The organism is Ruegeria sp. BHSC223, assembly GCF_059613025.1.
This window is the reverse complement of the sequence record NZ_JBXWRR010000006.1, coordinates 78,607-104,488: the sequence shown is the minus strand read 5'-3', so window position 1 is coordinate 104,488 and position 25,882 is coordinate 78,607. Positions and strand designations below refer to the sequence as shown.

Annotated in this window: 27 protein-coding genes; 11 read left to right on the top strand and 16 right to left on the bottom strand. The window is 64.3% G+C overall.

The features are described from left to right. Positions 1-168: 168 nt before the first annotated feature. Positions 169-603, bottom strand: a complete 435-nt coding sequence (locus AC2FNY_RS11885) for a glyoxalase superfamily protein (protein WP_234138484.1) — start codon at positions 601-603, stop codon at positions 169-171. 258 nt (positions 604-861) lie between these two features. On the opposite strand from AC2FNY_RS11885, the gene AC2FNY_RS11880 reads away from it, so the two are divergent. Continuing rightward, positions 862-1,707 (top strand): alpha-1,2-fucosyltransferase, encoded by an 846-nt coding sequence (locus tag AC2FNY_RS11880; protein ID WP_496802570.1) that lies wholly within the window; start codon positions 862-864, stop codon positions 1,705-1,707. A gap of 85 nt (positions 1,708-1,792) precedes the next feature. Here AC2FNY_RS11880 and AC2FNY_RS11875 read toward each other — a convergent pair whose 3' ends face one another. After that, on the bottom strand, positions 1,793-2,440 hold the full coding sequence (locus AC2FNY_RS11875; protein ID WP_234138479.1) for an RluA family pseudouridine synthase: 648 nt from the start codon (positions 2,438-2,440) through the stop codon (positions 1,793-1,795). 103 nt (positions 2,441-2,543) lie between these two features. Between AC2FNY_RS11875 and AC2FNY_RS11870 the strand changes: the two genes are divergently transcribed. Together AC2FNY_RS11870 and AC2FNY_RS11865 are read left to right on the top strand one after the other, a co-directional pair. Further along, positions 2,544-2,954, top strand: coding sequence for a nuclear transport factor 2 family protein (locus AC2FNY_RS11870; protein WP_234138478.1), 411 nt, complete (start codon positions 2,544-2,546; stop codon positions 2,952-2,954). Positions 2,955-2,986: 32 nt separating this feature from the next. After that, a complete protein-coding gene (locus tag AC2FNY_RS11865) occupies positions 2,987-3,688 on the top strand; it encodes an SGNH/GDSL hydrolase family protein (RefSeq protein WP_496802569.1) in 702 nt (233 codons plus the stop codon). Here the strand turns inward: AC2FNY_RS11865 and rarD are convergent. From rarD to AC2FNY_RS11825, 8 genes are all read right to left on the bottom strand, one after another. After that, positions 3,646-4,545, bottom strand: a complete 900-nt coding sequence (rarD, locus tag AC2FNY_RS11860; protein ID WP_234138474.1) for an EamA family transporter RarD — start codon at positions 4,543-4,545, stop codon at positions 3,646-3,648. The two genes, AC2FNY_RS11865 and rarD, sit on opposite strands and share 43 nt — an antisense overlap. 203 nt (positions 4,546-4,748) lie before the next feature. Then, positions 4,749-7,199, bottom strand: a complete 2,451-nt coding sequence (locus AC2FNY_RS11855) for a GcvT family protein (RefSeq protein ID WP_496802568.1) — start codon at positions 7,197-7,199, stop codon at positions 4,749-4,751. 87 nt (positions 7,200-7,286) lie between these two features. After that, the gene (locus AC2FNY_RS11850; RefSeq protein WP_234144391.1) at positions 7,287-8,270 is read right to left on the bottom strand and encodes a GlxA family transcriptional regulator; all 984 of its coding nucleotides are present in this window, start codon (positions 8,268-8,270) and stop codon (positions 7,287-7,289) included. Between the two features lie 12 nt (positions 8,271-8,282). Then, positions 8,283-9,179 (bottom strand): homocysteine S-methyltransferase family protein, encoded by an 897-nt coding sequence (locus tag AC2FNY_RS11845; RefSeq protein WP_496802567.1) that lies wholly within the window; start codon positions 9,177-9,179, stop codon positions 8,283-8,285. Next, positions 9,176-10,243: an alcohol dehydrogenase family protein gene (locus tag AC2FNY_RS11840; RefSeq protein WP_496802566.1), complete on the bottom strand. Its 1,068-nt coding sequence runs from the start codon at positions 10,241-10,243 to the stop codon at positions 9,176-9,178. The genes AC2FNY_RS11845 and AC2FNY_RS11840 overlap by 4 nt, the downstream gene beginning before the upstream one ends. After that, on the bottom strand, positions 10,240-12,687 hold the full coding sequence (locus AC2FNY_RS11835; RefSeq protein WP_496802565.1) for a GcvT family protein: 2,448 nt from the start codon (positions 12,685-12,687) through the stop codon (positions 10,240-10,242). Before AC2FNY_RS11835 ends, AC2FNY_RS11840 begins: the two co-directional genes overlap by 4 nt. A 9-nt stretch (positions 12,688-12,696) precedes the next feature. Then, positions 12,697-13,068 carry a GFA family protein gene (locus AC2FNY_RS11830; protein WP_496802564.1) on the bottom strand — a complete coding sequence of 124 codons (372 nt, stop codon included), beginning with the start codon at positions 13,066-13,068 and terminating at the stop codon, positions 12,697-12,699. Between the two features lie 10 nt (positions 13,069-13,078). Beyond that, on the bottom strand, positions 13,079-13,681 hold the full coding sequence (locus AC2FNY_RS11825) for a helix-turn-helix domain-containing protein (protein ID WP_496802563.1): 603 nt from the start codon (positions 13,679-13,681) through the stop codon (positions 13,079-13,081). A gap of 185 nt (positions 13,682-13,866) precedes the next feature. Between AC2FNY_RS11825 and AC2FNY_RS11820 the strand changes: the two genes are divergently transcribed. Beyond that, positions 13,867-14,139: a DUF1294 domain-containing protein gene (locus AC2FNY_RS11820; protein ID WP_164130478.1), complete on the top strand. Its 273-nt coding sequence runs from the start codon at positions 13,867-13,869 to the stop codon at positions 14,137-14,139. Here AC2FNY_RS11820 and AC2FNY_RS11815 read toward each other — a convergent pair. Continuing rightward, entirely contained in the window at positions 14,116-14,568 is a 453-nt protein-coding gene (locus AC2FNY_RS11815; protein ID WP_496802562.1) for a GAF domain-containing protein, read from the bottom strand. The genes AC2FNY_RS11820 and AC2FNY_RS11815 overlap by 24 nt on opposite strands. A 70-nt stretch (positions 14,569-14,638) precedes the next feature. After that, a complete protein-coding gene (locus AC2FNY_RS11810) occupies positions 14,639-15,235 on the bottom strand; it encodes a TetR/AcrR family transcriptional regulator (RefSeq protein WP_496802561.1) in 597 nt (198 codons plus the stop codon). A 100-nt stretch (positions 15,236-15,335) separates the two neighbouring features. On the opposite strand from AC2FNY_RS11810, the gene AC2FNY_RS11805 reads away from it, so the two are divergent. Continuing rightward, positions 15,336-15,701, top strand: coding sequence for a hypothetical protein (locus AC2FNY_RS11805; RefSeq protein WP_234167544.1), 366 nt, complete (start codon positions 15,336-15,338; stop codon positions 15,699-15,701). A 4-nt stretch (positions 15,702-15,705) separates the two neighbouring features. Beyond that, positions 15,706-16,326: a LysE family translocator gene (locus AC2FNY_RS11800; RefSeq protein WP_496802560.1), complete on the top strand. Its 621-nt coding sequence runs from the start codon at positions 15,706-15,708 to the stop codon at positions 16,324-16,326. 42 nt (positions 16,327-16,368) lie between these two features. On the opposite strand, the gene AC2FNY_RS11795 is transcribed toward AC2FNY_RS11800, so the two are convergent. Beyond that, positions 16,369-17,541 (bottom strand): acetyl-CoA C-acyltransferase, encoded by a 1,173-nt coding sequence (locus AC2FNY_RS11795; RefSeq protein ID WP_496802559.1) that lies wholly within the window; start codon positions 17,539-17,541, stop codon positions 16,369-16,371. 98 nt (positions 17,542-17,639) lie between these two features. Here AC2FNY_RS11795 and AC2FNY_RS11790 point away from each other — a divergent pair, with 98 nt between their 5' ends. From AC2FNY_RS11790 to AC2FNY_RS11780, 3 genes are all read left to right on the top strand, one after another. Next, positions 17,640-17,978, top strand: a complete 339-nt coding sequence (locus AC2FNY_RS11790) for an STAS domain-containing protein (protein WP_496802558.1) — start codon at positions 17,640-17,642, stop codon at positions 17,976-17,978. Positions 17,979-17,999: 21 nt separating this feature from the next. Further along, complete coding sequence (locus tag AC2FNY_RS11785; protein WP_496802557.1) at positions 18,000-18,449, top strand: ATP-binding protein; 450 nt, start codon at positions 18,000-18,002, stop codon at positions 18,447-18,449. Between the two features lie 247 nt (positions 18,450-18,696). Continuing rightward, positions 18,697-20,280 (top strand): gamma-glutamyltransferase family protein, encoded by a 1,584-nt coding sequence (locus AC2FNY_RS11780; protein WP_496802556.1) that lies wholly within the window; start codon positions 18,697-18,699, stop codon positions 20,278-20,280. A 21-nt stretch (positions 20,281-20,301) separates the two neighbouring features. Here the strand turns inward: AC2FNY_RS11780 and hspQ are convergent, their stop codons facing one another. Then, positions 20,302-20,628 (bottom strand): heat shock protein HspQ, encoded by a 327-nt coding sequence (gene hspQ / locus AC2FNY_RS11775; RefSeq protein ID WP_234138440.1) that lies wholly within the window; start codon positions 20,626-20,628, stop codon positions 20,302-20,304. An 84-nt stretch (positions 20,629-20,712) separates the two neighbouring features. Here hspQ and AC2FNY_RS11770 point away from each other — a divergent pair, with 84 nt between their 5' ends. Together AC2FNY_RS11770 and AC2FNY_RS11765 are read left to right on the top strand one after the other, a co-directional pair. Then, on the top strand, positions 20,713-21,594 hold the full coding sequence (locus tag AC2FNY_RS11770) for an AEC family transporter (protein WP_496802555.1): 882 nt from the start codon (positions 20,713-20,715) through the stop codon (positions 21,592-21,594). Positions 21,595-21,655: 61 nt separating this feature from the next. After that, positions 21,656-22,246: a transglycosylase SLT domain-containing protein gene (locus tag AC2FNY_RS11765; protein ID WP_234138436.1), complete on the top strand. Its 591-nt coding sequence runs from the start codon at positions 21,656-21,658 to the stop codon at positions 22,244-22,246. Between the two features lie 21 nt (positions 22,247-22,267). Here AC2FNY_RS11765 and AC2FNY_RS11760 read toward each other — a convergent pair whose 3' ends face one another. Then, positions 22,268-22,864 (bottom strand): LolA family protein, encoded by a 597-nt coding sequence (locus tag AC2FNY_RS11760; RefSeq protein ID WP_234144407.1) that lies wholly within the window; start codon positions 22,862-22,864, stop codon positions 22,268-22,270. A 38-nt stretch (positions 22,865-22,902) separates the two neighbouring features. Beyond that, positions 22,903-25,875 carry a DNA translocase FtsK gene (locus tag AC2FNY_RS11755; RefSeq protein WP_496802554.1) on the bottom strand — a complete coding sequence of 991 codons (2,973 nt, stop codon included), beginning with the start codon at positions 25,873-25,875 and terminating at the stop codon, positions 22,903-22,905. Between the last annotated feature and the right edge of the window lie 7 nt (positions 25,876-25,882).

Genomic DNA, 25,882 nt, shown 5'->3' with positions numbered 1-25,882 from the left:
CCGTTTCAATGGCGGCCCCATTGCCGCCGACCCCGTTATCATTTCCTTCACGGTGCCGGGGTCCGGGCACCACGTCTCAGATTTTGCGCCCATACAGGAGTTTGCGACGGATTGAAAGAGGAATGGCGCGCGCCGGGAGCGCGGCGCGCGACCAGATGGTTTCCCAAATCAGATTGGGCGCACGATCAGTTGCGGCTGGCCGTCCGAGGTACGCCGGCTGGAGCGGCCATCCCATCCGATCTCGCCACTGACCCGTTGGCGCAGGGCCGAGAAACTGTCGAACCGGACCACATCGACCGGTTGGTCGAAATGCAACGTGATGCGGCGGTGGCCACCATCTCCCAGCACGGACAGGCCCCGGACTTCGGCGGTGAAGGGCTGGCCCAGATACTCGCCGGACACCCGGTCACCCACGCTGAAATGCAGCCGGTTGCCAGCCTCGGCCACCAGCGTGTTCCAGTCGCGGACACCGTGTTGGTGTGCCACGAGTTCAAGCGCGCGCGAATGGCTGATCGGGGTGCCCGCAGCGTGCAGATCGTCGCGCAGGCGACGGGCCTGCGCCTTGTACGCCTCGATGGGCGCGGTGGGTATTCTATGTGTCATCTTTGCCTCGTTTTCCAAAACGGGCGCATCAAAACGGACGGGGCTCGCATTGCCATCCAAGCGCCGGAAAAGGGCAAGGATCGTGATCAAGCGGGTTTCACCATGGCCAAATGGCCGCGAGCGGCAGGGAACCCGAACCTGGCGGTTAGATAGGCAAGAGACCCCGACCTGTCAACAAGCCCCCATGGAACAGCGTTTGAACCTACACAACGCCTCACGATTTCTTTACTAAGTGCCGAAACATAGAAGTACGTATTCATGATCACCACCCGCCTGCACGGCCGCCTTGGCAACCAGATGTTCCAATATGCCGCCGCGCGCGGTCTGGCCGCGCGTCTGGGCACGCAAGTCGCGCTGGACACCCGGTTGGCCGAGGCGCGCGGCGAAGGGGTGTTGACCCGCGTCTTCGATCTGGACCTCGCTACGCCCGACCGCCTTCCACCGCTGAAAGGCGACGGCTTCCTTCGTTATAGCGCCTGGCGGCTGCTGGGCCTGCCACCGCGCTTTCGGCGCGAGCGCGGGCTGGGCTACAACCCGGCGATCGAGGGGTGGGGCGACGGCAGCTATCTGCACGGGTATTGGCAGTCGGAACGTTATTTCGCTCCTATCGCCGACCGCATCCGCGCCGATTTCACCTTTCCCGCTTTTTCCAACAGCCAAAACGCGGAAATGGCCGCGCGGATCGGCGAATGCCCTGCAATCTCGCTGCATGTGCGGCGGGGGGACTACGTGGCGCTGGCCGCCCATGCGCTGTGCGACCAGCGCTACTACGAGGCCGCGCTGACCCGGCTCCTTGAGGGGGTCGCGGGCAATCCGGTTGTCTTTGTCTTTTCGGACGATCCCGGCTGGGCGCGGGACAACCTGCCGCTGCCGGTGCAAAAGGTGGTGGTGGATTTCAACGGACCCGAGACCGATTTCGAGGACATGCGCCTGATGACTCTGTGCCGCCACAATATCATCGGCAACTCCTCGTTCTCGTGGTGGGCGGCATGGCTGAACGCAAACCCGGACAAGCGGGTAGCCGGCCCCGCCCGCTGGTTCGGCGATCCGAACCTGCATAATCCCGACATCCTGCCGCCCAACTGGCTGAAGATCGAGGTTTGAGCATATAGCAAACGCCGCGGCGGGGGGCGCTGCCCCCCTGCACCCCCCGGAGTATTTGCGGCAAAGTGAAGGGAATTACGGTCGTTCAGAAGGGCGCGGGTGCGCGAAACGTCATCGAACGGCCGCTTTCCGGGTGCTTGAGGCGCAACTCCTCGGAATGCAGCATCAGTCGCGGAAACGCCTGCGCGGCGCCCGTGGCATAGAACGGATCGCCCAGGATCGGGTGACCCAGCGCCTGGCAATGCACCCGCAGCTGATGCGACCGCCCGGTGCGCGGAAACAGGCGCACGCGGGTGGTATCGCCTTCGTATCGCAGGACCCGCCAATCGGTCACGGCGGGTTTACCTGTCTCGTGACACACCATCTGGCGCGGGCGATTGGGCCAATCTACGATCAGCGGCAGATCGACGGTGCCTGTCTTGGGTTCAAGCTTGCCCCAAAGCCGCGCCACATAGGTCTTGCGGGTCTTGCGTTCTTCGAACTGGCGGCCAAGGTTGCGCTGCGCATGCGGCGTCTGGGCAAAGACCATAACCCCCGATGTATCCCGGTCGAGCCTGTGCACCAGCAGCGCACCGGGAAATCCCGCCTGCACCCGCGACAGCAGGCAATCGGCCAGATGCGCACCCCGCCCCGGCACCGACAACAGCCCGGCGGGCTTGTTCACCACGATCAGTTCGGCATCCTCGTGGATAACGTCCAGCGGGTCTTGTGGGGGAGTGTAGTTGTCGTCCATGACCGCATGCCCTAGCGCAGACGACGGCCTCTCGCAACGTCGTGCTTGCGCCGCCGGTCAGGTGGCGCAAGGCTGCGGCCAAACCATCGAGAGGAGAACGCAGATGCACCCCACGATCGCACGGATGCAAGAGGTGGTGGCCAAGGGCGACGAGAGCCTGATCCACGCCCTGCTGGCCGAGGATGTTCGCTTCTTGCCGCCGACCTACTACAAGACCTGGACCGGTCGCGACCCGGTCGCCGCGGTTCTGGGCCATGTCGGACAGGTGTTTTCCGAGTTCCGCTATCGCCGCGTCATGGGTGAGGGCAAGGATTGGGCGCTGGAGTTTCAGTGCAAGGTTGGTGATCTGGACGCGGTCGGCGTCGACCTAATTACCCTCAACGACGCCGGACTGATCCAGGAATTCGAAGTGGTCATGCGCCCGTACAAGACCATCGGCGCCCTGCGCGACGCAATGAACGCGCGGGTGATGACCGATGCACGTTTCCTCAAGTATCGCGAGGCGCTCAGCTGATCGGGATCGACCAGATTCTGCGCCTGCCCCTGTTGCCGGTTCTGGCCGCACAGGGACTGGCGGTACGGCGCAAGGCGCAGCTCTTGCCCGAACCCGCAGGTTCGCGCGCCGGCACGGCGGGCAGTGGCCCCCAGTTGCGGTTGCTGATCGCGGGCGACAGTTCGGCCGCCGGGGTCGGCGCCACGACCCAGGCCGAGGCACTGAGCGGCCGGCTGGTGGCGCGGCTCGCCCTGGAACATACGCTCGACTGGCGGCTCGAGGCGACAACAGGCCACACCACCCGCGACACGCTGGACCGGTTGGCCCGGCTGACCGGACCGTTCGACATCGCAGTCACGGCGCTGGGAGTGAACGACACCACACGCGGGTCGAGTGCGCGCGGCTTCGCCCGGCGTCAGGCGGCACTGCTGGATCATCTGACGGGCCCGCTCGGGGCGCAGGTGGTCATTGTCACTGCGGTACCAGACATGGCCTTGTTTCCGGCCCTGCCGCAACCGCTTGCCTGGATACTGGGTGCTCAGGCCCGGCGGCTCGACCGCGCCTTGCAACAGGTCGCGGCGCATCACCCCCAGGCGGTGTATCACCATCCCGTCATTCCACCCGATCCGGCAATGGCCGCCCGCGACGGCTATCATCCCAGCCCGCTGGCCTATGATCGGTGGGCCGAGGGGCTGGCCGGTCTGATCCGCGATCAGGCCGCGCGCCGCATCTGCCGCAGCATCGGGACGGAATAGATCACCAGCGCGGCCCAGATCATCGGAAAGGCAATCATGCGCGCGCGGTCGATCTCCTCGCCAAAGAGCGCCACGGCGGTGACAAAGATCATCGTGGGCGCGATGTATTGCAGGATACCCATGGTCGACAGACGCACCAGTTTGGCCCCGTTGGCATAAAACAGAAGCGGCACCGCCGTCACCACACCGGCCCCGGCCAACAACAGGCTGTCGGCCCCGAAGTCCCCGAAATGCCCCTGCCCCTGCGCCTTGATCCAGACCACATAAGCCAGCGCAAAGGGCGACAGGATCAACACTTCGAGCAGGAACCCCTGATTGGGACCGATCGGCAGCGACCGCTTGAACAAGGCATAAAACCCCCAACTGAAGGTCAGGCCCAGCGCCACCCAGGGCAATTCTCCCGCTTGAGCGATTAAAACAGCCACCCCTGCCGCGGCCAGCAGAATGGCACCCATCTGCGCCCGGCTCAGCCGCTCTCCCAGGAACAGCCCCGCCAGCGCGATGCTGAACAGCGGATTGATGTAATAGCCCAGCGCCGCGTCCAGCGCGCGACCATTGGCGATCGACCAGACATAGATCGCCCAGTTGACCGAGATCAGCGCCGCCGTCAGGCAGGCCATGCCCAGCATGCGCGGATTGCGCAATGCCGCGCGCAGATCGCGGGTGCGTCCCAGCGCCACCAGCAGCGCTCCGGCGACAGGCACCGACCAGATCACCCGGTGCGCCACCACTTCGACCGACGGAACATGCGCCAGCGCCTTCATGTACAGAGGCAGAAACCCCCACAACAGATAGGCGGTGATCGCCAGCACCAGCCCTTTGGGCGTATCCACATTCTCGGGCCGGTGATCGCTCATCTCGCATTCTCCTCTGCCCGCCCGTTGTGAACAGGCACGCCAGGAAAGAAAAGCACCAAATCCGTGAACTGGCCCATCAACACCCGTGATATCGCCCCTTCCTCTTGCCCGAAATATCCCGGAGCGCGAGGCAGCGCCTCGCACCCCGCGCGGAACGCGCGGCACCAACAGAGCGCGCCGCAGGCGCTCCTCTTGGCAGAACGCTAGACCTTCACCCGCTCGGATTTCGGATCATACATCGGGGCAAGCGCGGCCTCTGCACGGACACGTGTGCCCATCACGTCGATCTCGTAGGTCGAAGCCAGAACATCCGCCGCGCTTTCGCCTGCGCAGGGGACATAGCCCATGCCGATGGCACCGCCCAGGTGGTGGCCATAGGCGCCCGAGCTGAGATAGCCGACGATCTGGCCGTCCCTGAGCAGCGGCTCGTTATGATAGAGCAGCGGTTCGGGGTCGGTCAGGCGGAACTGGACCATGCGGGTCTTGAGCCCCTCGTCTTTCTTGCGCAGCACCGCGTCGCGGCCGATGAAATCGGGCTTGTCGGTCTTGACCGCAAAGCCCAGCCCGGCCTCCAGCACGTGATCCTCGGGCGTGATGTCATGGCCGAAATGGCGGAACGCCTTTTCGATCCGGCAGCAATCCATCACATGCATGCCGCAGAGTTTCAGGCCCAGGTCCTGGCCCGCCTCGAACAGGGTTTCAAACGCATGCCCCGCCATGTCGGAGGAGACGTAGATCTCCCATCCCAGCTCGCCCACGTATGTCACGCGGTGGACGCGGGCAAGGCCCATGCCCAGTTCGATTTCCTGCGCGGTGCCAAAGGGATTCACATCGTTGGAAAAGTCGTTCGGGCTGACCCGCGCCATCAACTCGCGCGCCTTGGGCCCCATCACCGCCAACACGCCTTCGCCCGCGGTCACATCGGTGATCACCACGCGGAAATCTCCCGCAAGGCGCATCATCCGGGTCTGGTCGGCATAGCGGGTGGCGGCAGGGGTGACCACCAGATAGGCGGTCTCGCTCAGGCGGGTGACGGTGACGTCGGCCTCGATCCCGCCATTCACGTTCAGGAACTGGGTATAGACGATGCGGCCAACCGGCACATCGAACTGGCCACCCGCGATATGGTTCAGATATGCGGTGGCGTCCGGCCCTTCGACGCGGATCTTGCCAAAGGAGGACATGTCATACATGCCCAGCCCGGTGCGGATCGCCTTGTGCTCCTCGGCCACGTTGTCGAAGAAGTTCTGCCGCCGCCAGCTGTAGCGATATTCGCGCTCCTGATCCGGGCGCGCGTACCAGTTGGCGCGCTCCCAGCCCGCCAATTCGCCGAACACGGCCCCTTGCGCCTTGAGATGTTCGTGGAACGGGGTGCGGCGCACCCCGCGCGAGGTGGCTTTCTGCCGATAGGGGAAGTGATCGGCATAGAGCAGGCCCAGCGTCTCGGTCGAGCGTTCGACCAGATAGCGCTTGTTGCCCTGAAAGGGCTGCATGCGGGCGATGTCGACATCGCCCAGGTCAAAGGGTTTCTCGCCGCTGTCCATCCACTGGCTGAGCGCACGGCCCGCGCCGCCCGCCGACTGGATGCCGATCGAGTTGAACCCGGCGGCGACCCAGACGTTGTCCATCTCGGGCGCAAGGCCGAGGTGATAGGCGTCGTCGGGGGTAAAGCTTTCGGGTCCGTTGAAGAAGGTGTGAATGCCCGCGCTGCCCAGCATCGGCATGCGGTTCACGGCGGCCTCAAGGATGGGTTCGAAATGGTCGAAATCCTCGGGCAGCTGGTCGAATTCGAATGTGTCGGGGATGCCGTCCATGCCCCAGGGTTTCGATTTCGGCTCGAACGCACCCAGCATCATCTTGCCGGCGTCTTCCTTGTAATAGGCGCATTCGTCGGGGACACGCAGAACCGGCATCTGGGTCAGGCCCTGGATGGGTTCCGAGACGATGTAGAAATGTTCACAGGCCTGGAGCGGCACGTTGATGCCCGCCATGCGGCCCACCTGATGGCCCCACATACCGGCACAGTTCACGATCATCTCGCAGGCGATATGGCCCTGCTCAGAGCCATCGTCGCTGATCCAGTCGACGCCGGTGACCCGGCGGCCCTGTTTGGCGATGCCGGTCACCTTGATCCGTTCCTTGACCACGGCGCCGCGCTGGCGGGCGCCCTTGGCCAGCGCCAGCGCGATATTGGCCGGGTCGGCCTGCCCGTCGGTCGGCAGCCAGACACCGCCGGTGACACCGTCGAGGTTGATGTGCTGATAGCGCTCCTTGACCTCGGCAGGCGACAGTTCCTCGACCGGGACGCCAAAGGCGCGGGCCATGGCGGCGTTGCGATAGAGCTCTTCCAGCCGCTCGCCCGTCAGCGCGACCGAGACCGACCCGACCTGCCGCATGCCGGTGGCGACGCCGGTCTCGGCCTCGAGCCCCATGTAGAGCTCGGCCGAATAGCGGGCGAGCTTGGTCATGTTGGAACTGGCGCGCAGCTGGCCGATAAGGCCCGCGGCATGCCAGGTGGTGCCCGAGGTCAACTGCTTGCGTTCGAGCAGAACGACGTCTTTCCAGCCGAGCTTGGTCAGGTGATAGGCGACCGAGCAGCCGACGACGCCGCCGCCGATGATGACCACGCGGGCCTGGGTGGGAAGATCAGCCATATATGTCTCCACAACTTGCGATTTGCCCGACAATGCCACGGGTGGGCGACAGGAAATCCATCAAAAACGTCACGGCAGCGGTGAAAATCACCGCTGCACAGCCGCACGTTTCTGCCGCCTCAGCACAAAGGGGGTAACCCCGTAGAAGCTTTTGTAGACCGCCGAGAATCCGTTCGGAAAACCGCAGGCCAGCCCGATTTCGCGTACGCTCATCGCGGTATTCAGCAGCAGAGAATTGGCCTTGGCCAGCCGCATCTCGCGATAGAAGTTGTTGGGCGTTGTCCCCATATAGGTTCGGAACTTGCGCTCCAACGAGCGATTGGACAGACCGAGCGCCGCAACGATCTCACCAATGGGCAGAGGGTCCTCGATATTGGCCTGCATCATCTTGATGCACTGATCCAGCGCCTCGTCCCCGGTCGAGGTGGTCTTGATCCCCGAGAACGGCTGCATCGTGGCAAAGTCGCGGATATGTTCGTGAAGCATGATATCGGCAACCGTCATCTTGGCCGGGCCCGAAACATGTCGCCCGATCACTGACAAAACCACGTCGACCGTCGCCCCCATGCCCGCGCAGGTCACCACCGGCCCCTGCTCTGTCGCCAGCGAGAAGGTCGCATCAAAGCGCGCGCCGCGTTCGCGCAGAAACGCGGCGTTTTCCCAATGGGTGGCCAGATCGGCGGTGCCGCGTTCGTTGATATATCGGCTCGCGGCCTCGGCCAGCAAAAATACCTGCGCCCCGCGAAAGGTGTAATCCTTGACGACGCGTCCCAGCGACAATTCGGGCTGGTCGGGATCGGAATTGCCGATGACGAACAGGTAGTCCGCCCTTGGTTGGGCCGGCACCCGCTCGGTCGCGACCACGGCGCCGCTGCTGCTTTCGATCAGACCGCCACGCAGGGAACGGTAAGTATAGGCAAAGGGGGGGTGCGGGCAGACCCGATTGGCGATCCGCAATACGTCGACCAAAGCGGCCAGTTCGGTCAGCACGAAACCGGGCGCGACGATGATATCGAACTGCGTTTGCCGGGTTTCGGCCTTGACCAGTTTCAGCGTTGTTTCGGCCCCCATGTGCCGCACTCCTCAGACGATACGATGCCCCGCCGCGCGCAGGCGACGGGCAAGATGCGCGATATGCTCGGGGCCGACCTCGCAACAGCCGCCGACGATGGTGGCGCCCTGACCGACCCAGCCCATGGCAAAATCGGCATAGGCCTCGGGCGTCAGGTCGACGCGGGCGGAGAGCGCCTCGACCGTGGGGCGGTCCTTGAGGAACCCTTCGGTGATGCGGGTGAAGCCGTTGGCATAGGCGCCGAAGGGCAGGCCAAAGCCCGCGATGATGTCGAGCGCGGCGGCCATGGCCTCGGGGCGGGAGCAGTTCACCAGCACCGCCTGGGGCTGGTATTGCGCGACGATGGCGGCCAGCTCACCCACCCCTTCGCCCGAGCGCAGGCGGCTGCCGTCGTCGTCCATCACGGTGACCGACAGCCAGACGGGTTTGCTGCCAAGGGACGCACCCCGGAGCGCGCCCTCGGCCTGAGCGACCGAGGCGGCGGTTTCGATCAGGAACAGGTCGACCCGGTCGTTCATCGCCCGGACGCTGTCGGCATAAAGCGCCTCGGCTTCCGCAGGCGGCGGGCAGATGTCGGGGCGGTAAGAGGCGCCGAGCGGCCCAAGGGCGCCTGCGATGCGGCCCGTGCCATGCGCGGCGCGGGCGGTTTCGGCCTGGGCCAGCGCGGTGTCGATCAGCGCCTCGAACTGGTCACCGATCCCGGCCGGTTCCAGCCGGTCGCGCAGCACCGCATAGGTGTTGGTGGTGGCGACAGTGGCGCCCGCCTCGAAATAGTCGCGATGGACGGCGCCGACGTGATCGGGCGCCTCGAGCATGACCGAGGTGGACCAGAGCGGCGTCGGGCGCTTGCCCGCGCGTTTGACCAGTTCCTGGCCGATGGAGCCATCAAGCAGGGTAATGTCGGTCATGGGTGCTCCTGTGGGGGGATGAGGACGATCTTGCCGGGCAGGCGTTTGGTCATGAACTCGGCCTGTGCCTGGGCGATCTGGTGGAGGGGATAGGTGGCCGAGACCAGCGGGCGAATGGCGCCCGTGTTGATCAGGTCGATGAGGCGGGCAAAGACCGCGCGCGGTTGGTAGGTGGCGCCGTGGAGGGTGATGTCGGGCAGGTAGATCTGGCGCAGATCGGCGGTGACCATCGGCCCGGCGATGGCGCCCGATACGGCGTAGTGGCCGCCGGGTTTCAGGGCGCGGATCAGGTCGGGCCAGAGCGGGCCGCCCACAACGTCGATCACCCGGTCGAAACGGGCGGGCGGGGGCGTGTCGTCGCGGCCCAGGATGGTTGTCGCCCCGGCGGCTGTGACGGCCTCGGCCTTGGCCGGCGCGGTCATCGCAGTGACGCTTGCGCCCAGATGCGCAGCCAGTTGTACGGCGGCGAGCCCCACGCCGCCCGAGGCGCCGGTGATCAGCACCATATCGCCCTGCCCCACGCCGCAGCGCGCCAGCAGGTTCCAGGCGGTGCCATAGGCACAGGGCATGGCGGCGATTTCGATGTCCGAGAGCGGCGAGGCGGTGACGTCGAAGAGGTCACCTGCCTCGAGCAGGCAATATTCGGCAAAGGCGCCGTCCAGCTCCGAGCCCAGCGCTACGAAGCCGAAGGGATTTTCCGGCGCCGGACGCGGCAGGTTGATCTGGCAGGTGACGCGCTGGCCGGTGGTCCAGCCGGTCACGCCCGCGCCCAGCGCCACGATGCGTCCACAAAGATCGCCGCCCTGGATGCGGGGGAAGTTGAGCGCCCCGGCCCAGCCGCCCGCCTCTCCGGTCTCGCCGCTGTCGGTAGCGCCGGTCACATCCGAGGAATACCAACCGATCCGGGTGTTGATGTCGGTATTGTTGACCCCGGCGGCCAGCACCCGGACCAGAACCTGCCCCCGCCCGGGGACCGGGACGGGGATGTCATCACACCACGCCAGTGCCTCTGGCCCGCCGTGGCGGGTCAGATAAACGCCGGACATGGTGGCGGGGATGGTCATGCGCGCAACCGCTCGTTTTCCGGATCCCAGAGCGGTTGATCGGGCTGCACCACGGCGCGGCATTTCTGCCCGTAGATCTCGACCTCCAGCTCGGTGCCCGGCACCGCCAGATCGGCGCGCACCATGCCCAGCGCGACGCTGGCGTTGATACGGTAACCCCAGGCGCCCGAGGTGGTCTCGCCCACGATCTGCCCGTCATGCCAGAGGCAGGACATATAGGGCGCATCGCAATCTCCGGCCTCGACCAGCAGGGTGACAAAGCTTTTCTTCACCCCGCGCTGTTTCTCGGCCAGGATCGCGGCCTTGCCCGGGAAATCCTGTGGCTTGTCGAGCTTGACGAAGCGTTCCAGCCCGCCTTCGAGCAACGAGTAGTCGGTGGAGAGGTCGCCCTTCCACGCGCGATAGCCCTTTTCGAGGCGCAGCGAGTTCAGCGCCCACATGCCGAAGGGTTTTGCCCCGGCGGCAAGGATCGCGTCATAGATGGCGGGCATGTGTTCGTTGAGCGCGTGCACCTCCCAACCCAGTTCCCCGGCAAAAGAAACGCGGATCAGAAAGGCGGGTTGGCCCGCGACGGTGGCGGCCTGATGCGTCAGCCAGCCTTGCGACAGGTCGGCGTCCGACAGCCCGGCGAGGATCTCGCGCGATTTCGGGCCGGTGACGATCAGCGTGTCGCGGGTGGTGGTCACATCCTCGACCGTGACACCGGCGGGCATGGCACCCAAAAGGATATCGCGGTCATGCCATTGCGCGGTGGCCGCGGTGATCATCACGAACTCGTCCTCGCCCAGCCGGATGCAGGACATCTCGGTCAGGATGCGGCCACGGTTTTCTGAAATATAGACAAGGTTCATCCGCCCCACCTTGGGCAGGCCGCCGGTGATCAGGCCGCGCAGCGCCTCGGCCGCACCTGCCCCCTTGACCAGAAAGCGCGAGAAGCCGGGCAGGTCGAGCACGCCGCAATGATCGCGCACGGCCTCGCATTCCTCTTTGATCCGCTGCTCCCACGGGCCGGAGCGGCCCCAGGTGTGGGTGCTATCCTCAGACGTGTCATCGCCCGGCTGCGCGAACCAGTTGGCGCGTTCCCAGCCGTTATAGACCCCCATAACGCCCCCCTGCGCCTTGACCCGGTCATGCACCGGCGAGAGTTTCTTGTCAGGGGCTGCAGGCCAGCGGTGCCAGGGGAAGTGCATGGCATATTCGTTGCCATAGACCTCCATCCCCTTTTTCACGCAGTAGTCGTGATCGGTGTAATCGGTATAGCGGCGCGGATCGCAGGACCACATGTCCCATTCGGTCTGACCATCGACGATCCATTCCGCCAACACCTTGCCCGCGCCGCCGCCCTGGGCGATGCCGAAGGTGAACACGCAGGCCTCGAAGGCGTTTTTCACGCCTGGCATCGGGCCGATCAGCGGCAATCCATCGGGGGCATAGGGGATCGGCCCGTTGATGATGCGGCTGACACCTGCGGTGGCGGTAACGGGCACGCGTTCCATTGCGTCGGCGACGATATCCGCGATCCGGTCGAGATCGTCGGACCAGAGCTGGAAACTGAAATCGTCGGGCATCGGGTCGCTGTCCACATCCCAATGGGCGCGGCAGTTGGGCTCGTAGGGGCCGATATTGATGCCGTTCTTTTCCTGCCGCAGGTAATAGGACACGTCCACATCGCGCAAGAGCGGCAGCTTGCGACCGTTCTCCTTGGACCAAGCCTCAAGCTCGGGGATCTGTTCGGTCAGCAGATACTGGTGGCTCATCACCATCATCGGCACGGTGCGCCCGCCATAGGGTTTGAACCATTCGCCCACCCGCTGGGCATAATAGCCTGCGGCGTTGACCACATAGTCACAGGCAATGTCGCCCTTGTCGGTATGCACGATCCAGCTGCCATCGGGCTGCTGGGCGACACCGGTCGCGGGACAGAAGCGGATGATCTTGGCCCCCATGTCGCGCGCGCCCTTGGCCAGTGCCTGGGTCAACTGCGCCGGGTCGATATCGCCATCGGTCGGATCGTAAAGCGCCCCGGCCATGTCATGAGTTTCCAGGAAGGGATAACGCGCCTTGGCCTCGTCGGGCGTCAGCATCTCCATCTTGATGCCCTGATAACGGCCCATGGCGCAGGCGCGCTCGAACTCCTGCATCCGCTCCTTGGTATGCGCCAGACGGATCGAACCGGTCTGATGATAGTTCATCGGGTAGTCGACTTCCTCGCCCAGACGGGCATAAAGCTCGGTCGAGTACCGCTGCATGTTCATGATCGACCACGAGGTCGAAAAGGTCGGCACGTTGCCAGCCGCATGCCAGGTAGAGCCCGCGGTCAGCTCGTTCTTTTCCAGCAGAACGCAGTCGGTCCAACCCTTCTTGGCCAAGTGATAGAGCGAGGACACCCCCACCACACCGCCGCCGATGATGACCACGCGGGCCTTGTTGGGAAAATCGGACATGTTCACTCCCTAGTCCTTGTGCGGCGCATCGTCCGCGATGTCGTAATAGTCGCCCTTGTCGGCGACAAAGATGTGCTTGGTCAGGCGCAGGCCGGTGGGGCCATCAATGGATCCAAGCGAAAAGCTGATCGTGTCTTCGTCATTGGCCTTCCAGAACAGGAAAGAGCCGCAACGAGCGCAGAACCCCCGCTTGGCGCTGTCGCTGGCGGCAAACCAGCTGACCGGGCCGGTGATGGTCAGTGCTGTCGCGGGCACAAAGGCCGAGGACCAGATGCCGCCCGATTGCCGCCGGCACTGACCGCAATGGCACATCGAGGCGCCCTGGGGCTCGGCTTCGGTCGCGTAGCGGATATCGCCGCACAGGCAGGAACCTTTGATCATGGCATTCTCCTCAATACACCGGTGGCGCGATCACCCAGACAGCAACGGCGGGTTCGTCATAAGGATTGGCCCATTGATAGGGTTCATGGCGGATACGGAAACTGTCGCCCGGCCCGACCGAGAAGACGCGCCCGCCAATGGTCAGCTCCAGCCGCCCCGACAGCATGTATCCAACCTCTTGCGTGGGTCGGTTGGCCGGGGTCTGCATCCGCGAATGCGGGGCAAAGGTGGAATGCACCATCTCGAAATCGTCGGTCAAATCCGGCGATAGCAGCTCTTCGATCAGCCCCTCCTCGCCCGAGCCCATGGGCCGCCGCGCGCCCGCCCGCACCACGTATCCCTGTTCCTCGGCCGGGGCGGCGGCATGGGCAAAGAGCATCGACATCGGCACGCCCAGGCAACCCGCAATCTGGCGCAGGTCCGAGATCGAGGGTTCGGACATGTCGCGCTCTACCTGACTGAGCCAGCCGACAGAGCGCCCCAGCCGCGCCGCGATCTCGCTCAGCGTCAGGCCACGCGCCTTGCGCAGGGCGCGCAGATCGGCGCCAAGCGTCGCGCTGGACGGGGCTTGCGTATTCACCGGCGCCTCCCAAGCTTCGTGAAAAAACTCCATAGAATTTCATGATGACGCGATTCTCGTGAAATTCTCAACACAAATTTCACGAACCAACAGAACACCGCTTCACTTTGCAGCAAATACTCCGGGGGAGTCGCCGCTTTGCGGCGGCGGGGGCAGCGCCCCCCCTTTTCCACCGCCGGTTCTTGCATCTCTAACCGGGCAAACGCTAAGACCCGCCCATGTGGAACGCGATCCTCTATCTCTGGGTCCTCAATGGGCTGACGGTGGCTCTGTTCGCCTGGGACAAGCTCTCGGCACGCTGGAACCGTGGCCGGGTGCCCGAGCATCTGCTGCTCTGGCTGTCCGCCCTTGGCGGCAGCCCGGCGGCGCTGTTGTCGCGGTGGCTGTTCCGGCACAAGACCCGCAAGCAGCCTTTTGGCCGCTGGCTCTGGTCCATCGTGCTGTTTCAGATCACCGCCCTGGTGATCCTATTGGGCAAAGACCTGCTCTAGAACTGCCCCCAGCGCTTCGGCATCCGCGACCGTAAAGGCATCCGGCAGGTCGCTGTCGATATCGAACACCGCGATCAGCGCTCCAGTCCCGTCAAACACCGGCAGGACCAGTTCCGACCGGGTGGAAGAGGCGCAGGCGATATGGCCGGGAAAGGCATCCACATCCGGCACCAGTTGCACCTCACCGGTCCGCGCCGCGGCACCGCAGACGCCCTTGTCAAACGGGATGCGCAAACAGCCGTGACCGCCCTGATAGGGGCCAATCTTGAGCACACCGGGCTCGGTCACCCGGTAGAAACCGGTCCAGTTGAAGCGGTCGTCCGAATGATGCACCTCGCAGGTGACCGTCGCCATCAGCGCCACCGGATCGGTCTCGCCCTCGGTCAGGGCGGCGATGGTCTTGGCGAGGGTGTTGTAGTCAACGGTCATGGCGGCTCTCCGCTGGGTCTGGCGTGAAACAAGCCTATCGCGCGGACAGGGAGCAAAGACAAGAGACGGGTCAGCCCAGAAGGCGGAACAGATGCGTGACCGCTGCCGCCCCGCGGGCCTGGCACGCAGCCTCTGATGGTACGGTCAGGCGCCCGATTACCCGGCGGATCTGCTGGTCGCCCACCAGCAAATCGAGGTAAAGGCCCGCCGCCGCCCCGGCATCGTCGAAACGCAACAGGCGCTCGGCCCGCGCCGCCTCCAGTACCTGCACGATCAGCGGCATCACGCTGTCACGCCCCGATTGCGCGATCAGCGCACCCAACTCGCCGCTTGGGTCGGCGGCGGCGGCACGGTTCAGCGCCACCGCCCGGTCACCCAGCAACAGCATCAAGAGCCGTGGCCCGAGCGCATGCAACGTGTCGCGGGATGGTCGCGCCGCGGCCAGATCGGCCTCCAGCTGCGCGCGAACCTCGGCAGCGTTGCGGATGACCAGCGCCCGGAACAGGCCCTGTTTGTCACCATACCAGCTGTAGAGCGTCTCGTTCGAGGCGCGCGCCAGCCGCGCGATCCCCTGCATCGAGGTGCCCGCATAACCCTTTTGTTCGAGCAGCGCATAGGCGGCTTCCTCGATCTGCTGTTGGCGGTCGGCGCGGCTGTCATCCTTCATCGGGTTTCCTTTCGCTTGACGTCAACCGTAATCATCATTACGGATACAGGCAACCGTAATCACAATTACGCTTTCGATGACACCGATTCAGGAGAATGACATGACCCAGACCGACCGCCCCAGCCTTGCCGCGCTTGTGGTGCTGATCCTGTTGCAGTTGATCATGCTGTCCGCACTCTACGCCGGAGTGCTCCCGCACCCACCCATCGCGACGCCGCTTTTCGGCATCGGGCCGTTCATAGGTGCTTCGGTCTCGGCGGCAATCGCGGCGATTGTGCTGGGAGAGAGCCGCGCCGGGCGGGTGCTGGCCGTGCTCGCCGTTTTGGGCGCGCTAGTCTCGTTCGGGCCGCAGAAATACCTCGACCCGCAGTTTCCGCTGATCTGGCCCGCCGTTATCGCGGCACAACTGGCCGCAATCACGGTGCTGGTGCGCCTGTTCCCTGCACTGTCGCGGCAAGGGGCCTGATCCGATGGAGCTGATGCTTGCCGGTTTCCTGCTGACCGCATTGGCCGCCATCGCCACCCCCGGGCCGACCGTCTTGCTGGCGTTGGGCAACGGGGCGCGGGGCGGCATGCGTGGCGCGGTGCCGGGGATCATGGGCGCGGCCCTGTCGGATATCCTGTTGATCACGGCGGCGGCGCTGGGCCTGGGGGCGGTGCTGAGTGCCTCGGCCCTGCTGTTCGGGTTGGTGAAATGGGCGGGCGTGGCCTATCTCGCCTATCTCGGGTTCCGGCTGATACGAGGGGCGACGCATCCCGGTACGATAGAGAGCGCCCCGCAGGAGCGCGCCACGACGGTCTTTCGCCGCAGCTTTCTGGTCGCAGTCACCAACCCCAAGGGTTATCTGTTCTTTGCCGCCCTCTTGCCGCAGTTCATCGACCCCACCCAGCCTGCGGCCCGGCAATATCTGGTGTTGGCCGCGCTCTTCGTGGCGACGGACCTGATGGTGATGAGCCTCTATGCAGCTGTTGGCGCCTGTTCACAGCGCCGGGGCGGGCGCTTGGCGAGGCAGTGGCTGGGCCGGTTCTGCGGCCTGGCGATGATCGGGGTTGCCGCGTCGCTGGCCCTGATGCGCCGCGCAGGGGCCTGAGGAACGCGCCGGATCGCTTCGGCGCGCCACTTTTTCAAAGGGTCAGACCCGCTCGATGGCGATGGCGGTGCCTTCGCCGCCACCGATGCAGATCGCGGCGACCCCACGCTTCAGCCCGCGCTTTTCCAACGCGTTGAGCAGCGTCACCATGATCCGCGCGCCCGAAGCGCCAATCGGATGGCCCAGCGCGCAGGCGCCGCCGTTGACGTTCACCTTGTCGCGGGACAGGCCCAGTTCATGCATGAAGGCCATCGGCACCACGGCAAAGGCCTCGTTCACCTCCCACAGGTCCACATCCTCGACGCTCCAGCCGATATTGGCGAGCAGCTTCCTGGCAGCCGGAACCGGGGCGGTGGTGAACCAGCCCGGCGCCTGGGCATGACTGGCATGCCCGAGGATACGGGCGCGCACGGTCAGGCCCTGGGCGGCGGCGGCCTCGGCCGAGGCCAGCACCAGGGCGGCGGCACCGTCCGAGATCGACGAGGCATTGGCCGCGGTCACGGTGCCATCCTTTCGGAAGGCGGGTTTCAGCGTCGGGATCTTGTCGGGCCGGGCGCTTTTGGGTTGTTCGTCGGCATCGGTCACCACCTCGCCCTTGCGGGTCTTGACGGTGACGGCGGCAATCTCGCCGTCAAAGGCGCCCGAGGCCTGCGCGTCGAGCGCGTTTTGCAGCGAGCGCAGCGCATAGTCGTCCTGCGCCTCGCGGGTGAACTGGTAATGCTCGGCGCAATCCTCGGCAAAGGTGCCCATCAGGCGGCCCTTGTCATAGGCGTCCTCCAACCCGTCGAGGAACATGTGGTCGATCACCTGGCCATGGCCGATACGGGCGCCGCCGCGCATCTTGGGCAAGAGGTAGGGGGCGTTGGTCATGCTCTCCATCCCGCCCGCGATCATGGTGTCGGTATGGCCCAGCGCGATCTGATCAAAGGCGATCATCGCCGCCTTCATGCCCGAGCCGCACATCTTGTTGAGCGTGGTGGCGGGCACCTCTTCGCCCAGACCGCCGGCGAAGCCCGCCTGGCGCGCGGGGGCCTGACCCTGACCGGCGGGCAGGACGCAACCCATCAGCACCTCGTCCACGGTGGCGGCCCCTGCCCCGGCCAGCGCGGCGCGAATCGCGGCGCCGCCCAGTTCGGCGGCGCTGACGCCGTCATACATGCCCTGGAACCCGCCCATCGGTGTGCGCGCGGCACCGGCGATGACAACTTCTTTCATCCTGTCCTCCTGAGGAAAGCTCTGCGCCTAAATACCGAATGGTAAGAATTGCCGTCTACCCTCGTGCGGCGAAAAGTAGCCACCCGAGGAGTGGGAGTATGAGTCTGACCAGCACCATGGCCGGTGACACAAGGGTGATCACCGTGAATGTAGAACGAATAGACGCCGCCATGGCGATCCAGTTCAAGGAAGACATGCGCCGTGAAACCGAAGCGGGACCCGATCGCGTGATTCTCGACCTGTCGCAGGTCACGTTCATCGATTCGAGCGGGCTGGGCGCGATTGTCGCTTCGATGAAGCAACTCGGCGGCAACCGACGGCTGGACCTCGCCGGGCTTACCCCGATCGTGGACAAGGTGTTTCGCCTAACCCGCATGGATACCGTGTTCAATCTGTTCGCAACGCTCGACGACGCGCTTGCGGTACACCCGAATTAACCCACCGGGGAGGCTGGCACGGTGCAGTTCAACGCGGATCGGCAAGGCTTTACCCTGAATTTCCGAGCCACAGAGATGGAGGCGCGAGAGGGGATTCGCGCGGTTGCGACCCAGTTGCGCCAGCGCGGCCTGTCCGAGGACCGGGCCGGCGATGTCGAAATCGCTTTGGCCGAAGCGATCAACAATGTGGTCGAACATGCCTATGCCGACATCAAACCGGGTCAGGTCCGCATCCGGTGCCAGATGCGTAGCAATAAGCTGCTGATCCGAATCTCTGACCAGGGACGCCCGCTGCCCGATGGGCAATTGCCCAAGGGCGAACCGGCCAGTGTCGATACCAATCTGGCTGACCTGCCCGAAGGGGGGTTCGGCTGGTTCCTGATCCGGCAACTGGTCAGCGAAATCCGTTATGAACGGCGACAGAACAGCAATTTGCTGTCGCTGCGGTTCGATCTGCCAAAGGTATCGTGATCAAAATCGAGTGCGCCACAATCTCGCCACAATCGCTCCGAACTCATGCCGCAATGAACGGTCAGAAACGAACCTGTAGCTGCATATGGCTTCCCTCGGCGTTGCGCGTTACAGCCCCCACCCAGTGCGCGGCGCCGAGGACTACCTCCCTGACATTCCCTCCTGAAAACCTCGTGTTCGCGAGATCGCTGGATTGATTTCCCGCGCCCGCCCCCTAGTGTCGCGGTACCACGAGGGAGACATCGATATGCGCGATTTTCACCTGCCCGGACGTTCGCCGGCCTATGCCACCGAGGGGATGTGCGCCACCTCGCACCCGCTTGCGGCGCAGGTTGCGATCGATCTGCTCAAACGTGGCGGCAACGCGATGGATGCGGCATTGGCCGCCGGTCTGGTTCTGGGCATCTGCGAGCCGCAGATGACCGGGATCGGTGGAGACTGTTTCGTGCTTTATACCAGACCCGGTGAAGACCACATCCGCGCCCTGAACGGCTCGGGCCGTGCCGCCGCTGGCGCCTCTGCCTCTGCTGCTGCCCTGCGCGCGCAAGGGCTGGAGCGCGTTCCGCTTGGCAGCCCCCATGCGGTCACCATGCCCGGCGCCATCGACGCCTTTTGCCATCTGGCCGAAGCCGAGGGGCGATTGGGTCTCGACACGCTACTGCAACCCGCGATCCATTATGCCGAGCACGGAGTTCCGGTGGCCCCACGCGTGGCTTTCGACTGGGCGCGAGAGGCGGGCACACTCAAGGGCGCGGCGCGGCGCCACTATCTACTGGAAGGGCGCGTGCCGAAGGCCGGCCAGGTCTTCGCCGCCCCCGGACAGGCCGAGGTTCTGCGCCGCATCGCCCACCTCGGGCGCGACGGGTTCTATACCGGAGAAGTGGCCGAGGACATGCTGGAAGCGCTGAACGCTCTGGGCGGCCCGCACCGCGCCGAGGATTTCGACGCCACCGCCTGCACCCCGACCGAACCTATCTCAGGACCCTACAAATCCGCCGATCTGGTAGAACATCCGCCCAACGGACAGGGTGCCACGGCGATCCTGCTGCTCAACATCCTGTCGCATTTCAACATCGCTACGATGGATCCGCTGGGCGCCGAGCGCATCCATATCGAGGCCGAGGCGGCCAAGCTGGCCTATGACGCGCGCAACCGGTTCCTAGCCGATCCCGACCATACCGACCGGCTGAATCACATGCTGGCCCCGAAAACGGCAGCGCGGCTGGCGGCATTGATCGACCCGAAACGCGCCATGGCCGCTGCCGCACTGCTGACCGAGGCGGTGCACAAGGACACAATCTATATCACCGTCGTTGACCGCGACCGCATGACGGTTTCGCTGATCTATTCGATCTTCCATGGCTTCGGGTCGGGCATCGCCTCGGAGAAATTCGGCATACTGCTGCAAAACCGCGGCGCCGGCTTCACCCTGCAAGCGGGCCACCCGAACGAGATGGCGGGTGGTAAACGGCCAATGCACACCATCATCCCGGGCATGCTGCGCGAGGGGCCCGGTACGTTGACCCCATTTGGCGTAATGGGCGGTGCGTATCAGCCGGTGGGCCATGCACGCTTCACCTCGAACCTGGTCGATTTCGGGATGGATTTGCAGACCGCCATCGACGCCCCACGCGCCTTTGCCGATGCGGGCGTGTTGAAGCTGGAACGCGGTTACCCGGACGCTGTGCGCCGGGCACTTGCCGATATGGGTCACAAGGTGGTCACACCGGAGGTCCCGCTGGGCGGCGCGCAGGCGATCCGCATCCGCACCGATGGTGTGCTGGAAGCCGCCAGCGACGCACGTAAAGACGGTTGCGCGCTGGGTTATTGAGCCCTGCGCGCGCTGCGCCGATTAGTTTAACTGGAAGTGCAGGGGATATGTCCCATCTTGGAACGGCCCGAACATGTCGGGAATATCCGGGTGCTCCACCGGCTCGCCGGAATAGTCGGCAATCAGGTTCTGTTCGGACACATAGGCCACGTAGTAGCTCTGGTCGTTCTCGGCTAGCAGGTGGTAGAAGGGTTGATTCTTCAGTGGCCGGCTATCCTCGGGGATAGCCTGGTACCACTCCTCGGTATTGGCAAATTGTGGATCCACATCGAACACGACACCTCGGAACGGGTGTTTGCGATGACGGACCACTTGCCCCAAATGATATTTGGCGTGTGATTTCATCATTGTCATTTCAGCCCCTAATGCAATTAGTACCGTCAACCGCCGCCCGGTGTCCAACAATTGATCGATAATTAAGGGAAACAGTCTGTGAACCTTGCCGTAACAGTGCTTGAAATTGTCGCACCTGTTTTTCTGCTGGCAGCTATCGGGTTCGGCTGGGTGCGGATGGGATTCGAGTACAGGCTGCAATTCGTAACCCGGCTGGGAACCATGTTGGCCGTACCCTGCCTGATCTTTGTCGCGCTGATGAAGACCGAGATTCCGGGCGGCGATCTCAGCCGCTTCAGCCTCGCCTCGGCGCTGGCGATTCTGGCGCTGACCATGGTGTTCGGATTGATCGTGCGGGTCAGCGGGCTGGACCGGCGAACCTATCTGCCGCCGCTGTTGTTCGGAAACACCGGCAATCTGGGCCTGCCGCTGTGCATGTTCGCCTTCGGGGTCGAGGGGCTGAGCTATGCGGTGGTGTTCTTTTCGCTCAGCGCGCTCTGGTCGTTTTCCTATGGTATCCACGTCGTCGCGGGTCAGGGATCGCTGTCCAAGGTCGCGCGTGAACCGATGGTCTGGGCAACGCTGCTGGGGGCGCTGTTCCTTACCCAGGGCTGGCAGACCCCGCGTTTTCTGACCAACGCGCTGGAACTGATCGGACAGATGGCGGTGCCGCTGATGCTGATTACGCTGGGTGTGGCGATTGCCCGCCTGTCGATCCGACGGATCGGACAGGCGGTGGGACTGTCGATACTGAAACTGGCGGTCTGTTTCCCGATCGGCTGGCTTGTCGCGCAAGGCTTTGGCCTAAGCGGCCCGGCACTTGGGGTACTGGTGGTTCAGATGTCGGTCCCCGCAGCGGTTTCGGCCTATCTGCTGGCCGAACGATTCGGCGCCGATGCCGAGGCGGTGGCCGGGATGGTGATGGTCTCGACCCTGCTGGCGGTCGGCGCCTTGCCTCTGGTTCTGGCCGCAGTTCTCTAGCGAATGTGATTCCATCATTTCGCAGAATGCGTTAAACTGCCCAAAAAAAGGCAAGAGGCAGATGAGCAGATCTCTTTGCGCGCTGGTTGCGGTGCTGTTGATGGTATCGTGCAGCGGTGGGTCGAAAAACCCGCCGCGCAATCTTGATGATGCTTGCAGTATTGCGGGCGAGCGCCCCGAATACATCAAGGCGTTCAAGCAGACGGAACGCAAATGGGGCGTGCCCGTGCATGTCCAGATGTCGACCATTTATTACGAAAGCCGTTATCGTTCCGACGCGCGCACGCCTCACCAGTTCGTGCTGGGCGTGATTCCGGTGGGTCGGCAAAGCAGCGCTTTCGGCTATAGCCAGGCGCTGGACGGAACCTGGGACCAGTATCGCAAGGAAACCGGGCGGCGCGGCGCCAAACGCGACCGGATCAAGGACGCCTCGGATTTCATCGGCTGGTACATGAACAAGACGCGCGAGAAAAACGGCATTTCGCTTGGCGATGCGCGCAACCAGTATTTGGCTTATCACGAGGGGCATGCAGGATATGCCCGTGGCAGCCATAACGGAAAGTCCTGGTTGCTGCGTACTGCCGATGATGTAGCGGCACGGGCAAACATGTATCAGCGGCAGCTTTCAAGCTGCCGCCGCTATCGGAATTGACTCTGGATTCCGGGGGCCTGCTCAGCGGTTGACCGAGACGCCCGGCTGACCGTCGATGAACAGGTTCTGATTCAGGCTGTTACCCTTGGTCAGTTGCCCGAGGATCACCGTGGTGCGCGACCCGGCGCCATCATGGACCACCCATTTGCGCAATTCGACCGGATCATCGGTAAAGCTGAGGTCGATACGCCCGTAGTCGGGGTTCTCTGGGTCCTGCGCGGTGACCACGGTGGCGGTACCGTCAAAGGCATGCCCCACCACCATATTGGCCCGGTCCAGGTCCACCGTTCGCGCCAGAACGATCGACAAGGGCGTCCGGTTCAGCGGATACTGCTCGGGCGGCTGGTTCGATTTGGGATCGTGGATGATCACGGTGCCGCCCTTGGCCAGCACCACCGAGCGGTCGGGCGGGTCGTATTCGAACCGCATCCGGCCGGGCCGTTGCAGCCACAGTTTGCCGGTACTCAGCGAGCCGTCATCGTTGATCTGGGTGAACGTGGTCTGAACGGTTTTGAGACCGTTCAAATAGGTCGATATTTCAGCCAAAGGCAGCTTGTCCGCCGCCCAGGCCACAGGCGCGACCAAGGTCAGCGCAAGTGCGAGTGCAATCCGTTTCATGTCACCCCAGATAAGCATTCGCCCGGCGCCGGAAAAGATCACCCCTGCTCCGGCACCAGGATTTCGCGTTTGCCCACATGATTTGCCGAAGAAACAACGCCTTCGTCCTCCATCTGCTCGACCAGCCGGGCGGCCTTGTTATAGCCGATGGCAAGTTTCCGCTGAATGTAGGAGGTCGAACATTTGCGGTCCTTGATGACGATGGCCACCGCCTGATCATACAGCGCATCCTCGCCATCGGTGTTGCCGCCGGTGTTCAGCCCGAGCACCGCGTCGATATTGTCGGCCTTGTCATCGTCCGGGCCTTCGACCACGCCACCGATATAGTCGGGCGGGCCGAACTGTTTCAGGTGGTTGACGATCTCCTCGACCTCTTCGTCGCTGACAAAGGGGCCATGGCAGCGCGTGATCTTGGCCCCGCCCGCCATGTAAAGCATGTCGCCCTGCCCTAGCAGCTGTTCGGCGCCCATCTCGCCCAGGATGGTGCGGCTGTCGATCTTGGAGGTCACCTGGAAGGAGATCCGGGTGGGGAAGTTGGCCTTGATCGTGCCGGTGATGACATCGACCGAGGGGCGCTGGGTGGCCATGATCAGGTGAATGCCCGAGGCGCGCGCCATCTGGGCCAGACGCTGGATACAGGCCTCGATCTCCTTGCCCGCGACCATCATCAGGTCGGCCATCTCGTCGACGATGACGACGATATAGGGCAGCGGGATGGGCTGGAATTCCTCGGTCTCGAACACCGGTTCGCCGGTCTCGTCGTCAAAGCCGGTCTGCACCGTGCGGCTGAACATCTCGCCCTTGGCCAGTGCCTCGCGGACGCGACCGTTGAATCCCTCGATGTTGCGGACGCCCATCTTGGACATCTTGCGATAGCGGTCCTCCATCTCGCCCACCACCCATTTCAGGGCAACGACGGCCTTTTTCGGGTCGGTCACCACCGGAGAGAGGAGATGCGGAATGCCGTCATAAACCGAGAGTTCCAGCATCTTGGGATCGATCATGATCAGCCGGCATTCGGCGGGCGTCAGCTTGTAGAGCAGGCTGAGGATCATGGTGTTGATCGCCACCGATTTACCCGAACCGGTGGTGCCCGCGATCAGCAGGTGGGGCATCTTGGCGAGGTTGGCCACCACCGAGTCACCACCAATATCCTTGCCCAGCGCCAGCGGCAGACTCATGTTGCTGTCGCCAAAATCACGGCTGGCCAAGATTTCGCGCAACACTACCTTTTCACGATTCTCGTTTGGCAGTTCGATTCCGATTACCGAGCGACCCGGCACGGTCGAGACACGCGCCGACAGGGCCGACATCGAGCGCGCGATATCGTCGGCCAGACCGATGACGCGGCTGGCCTTGAGGCCCGGTGCCGGTTCCAGCTCGTACATGGTGACGACCGGACCGGGGCGAACCGAGACGATCTCACCCTTGACGCCATAGTCGTCCAGCACGTTCTCCAGCATGCGCGCATTTTCCTCGAGCGCCTCGTCGCTGAGATGGTGACGCTGGATGTTGGTGGGGTTGGAAAGCAGGTTCAGCGGCGGCAGTTCGAAGGCGACAGCGGGTTCTTCGAAGGCAAGCGCGGGCTGCGCCTCCGCTTGCGCGCGGCGCGATGGCACAGGGTTGCGCCGCACCGGCTGCTCGACCACCGGCTTGCGCGGTTGAGCGGCCGGGATGTTGGACATCGGTTGCGGTTGTGGCGTCGGGACGGCCTGATACGGCGAGGCGTCGTCTGACGGCAGCGTGCCGGATTCGAACCGGTCTTCCGTCTTCCAGTCCTCATAATGCTCCTCAGTCGGCATCGGCTGGAAACCCGAAGCCTGGGTCATGTCCGGGAAGACCGAGGATACGGCGGTAACTGTCTCAGAAACCGCCGCGGCCTGCTGCGGCGCTCGCTGCGCGGCGGTCACCGGTGGTTCGGCGGGCAGATCGCCCCGGCGGCGAGTATCCAGCACCAACGGATCGGGACCGCGTCCGCGCCCCTTGGTCAGCGGGCGTTGCGGATCGGGCGTTGGTGCAACTACGCCCGCCGCCTCTTTGCGACTGCGCACGACGGCGGCGATCTTTGAGGCGATATGATCGGCTCCCGGCATCTTGTCATAGCCCTGAACCGGTTCGGGTTCGACAAGTTCCAGCTGGGGCATGGGTTCGGGTCGACGGATCAGCGCCGGCATCCGTGCCAGCAGGCCGGATTTCGGTTGCGGTGCCGATCTGGGGAGATCGTCGTCCTCGAGCAGAGCCTCGGCATTGGCCGCCTCTTCGGCCATTCTGGCCTCTTCGGCGGCAAGCCTGGCCGCTTCGCGCCGCTCGGCGCGCAGCGCCTGTCGCGCCCGAGCCGCCGCAACCCCGGCCGATGCGCCACGGCCCAGCAGGGTCATCACCCCGCCATAGACCAGGATCGCGCCTACCATCGCATGGCGCAGACCGCGCCGGATCTCAGACGAGGTAAAGCCCAGTACAAAGGCCGCCATCGTCAGCATGATCACGGCCATGGCCAGCGAGGTCAGCTTGACCATCAGATGCGACCCCAGCGGAACCAGCGTCAGCAGCGCCCCCATCACGGTATCGCCAAACAGACCGCCCAGACCGAAGCTGTGGGTTGCGCGCCAGGCCTCGCCGGGAACAAGAGTGGCGGCATAGACCGACACGACCGCGATCCAGATCGGCATGAAGACCAGCCGGCCAATGGCCCGGTCCTCACCTGAATGCAGGGCAAAGCGCAGACCCCAGGCGATCAGCACCAACGGGATGCCCCAGGCGCCGCCACCGACGATCATGAACAGCGGCGCCGCGATCGACGCACCAATCCGCCCGGTCCAGTTCTGCACCGGCGCATCGGTCGACACCATCCAGTTGGGATCGTCGGGCGTATAGGTGCCCACCATCGCCGCTGCGAGCAGGCCCAGCACGATCAGCGCCAGTCCCAGCAATTCCTTCCCGCGCCGCTCGATCGCGGCCTGCATGTTGCTGTCCAGAAGTGGATCGCGACTGCGTGCGTGATATGATGCCATGCTACCC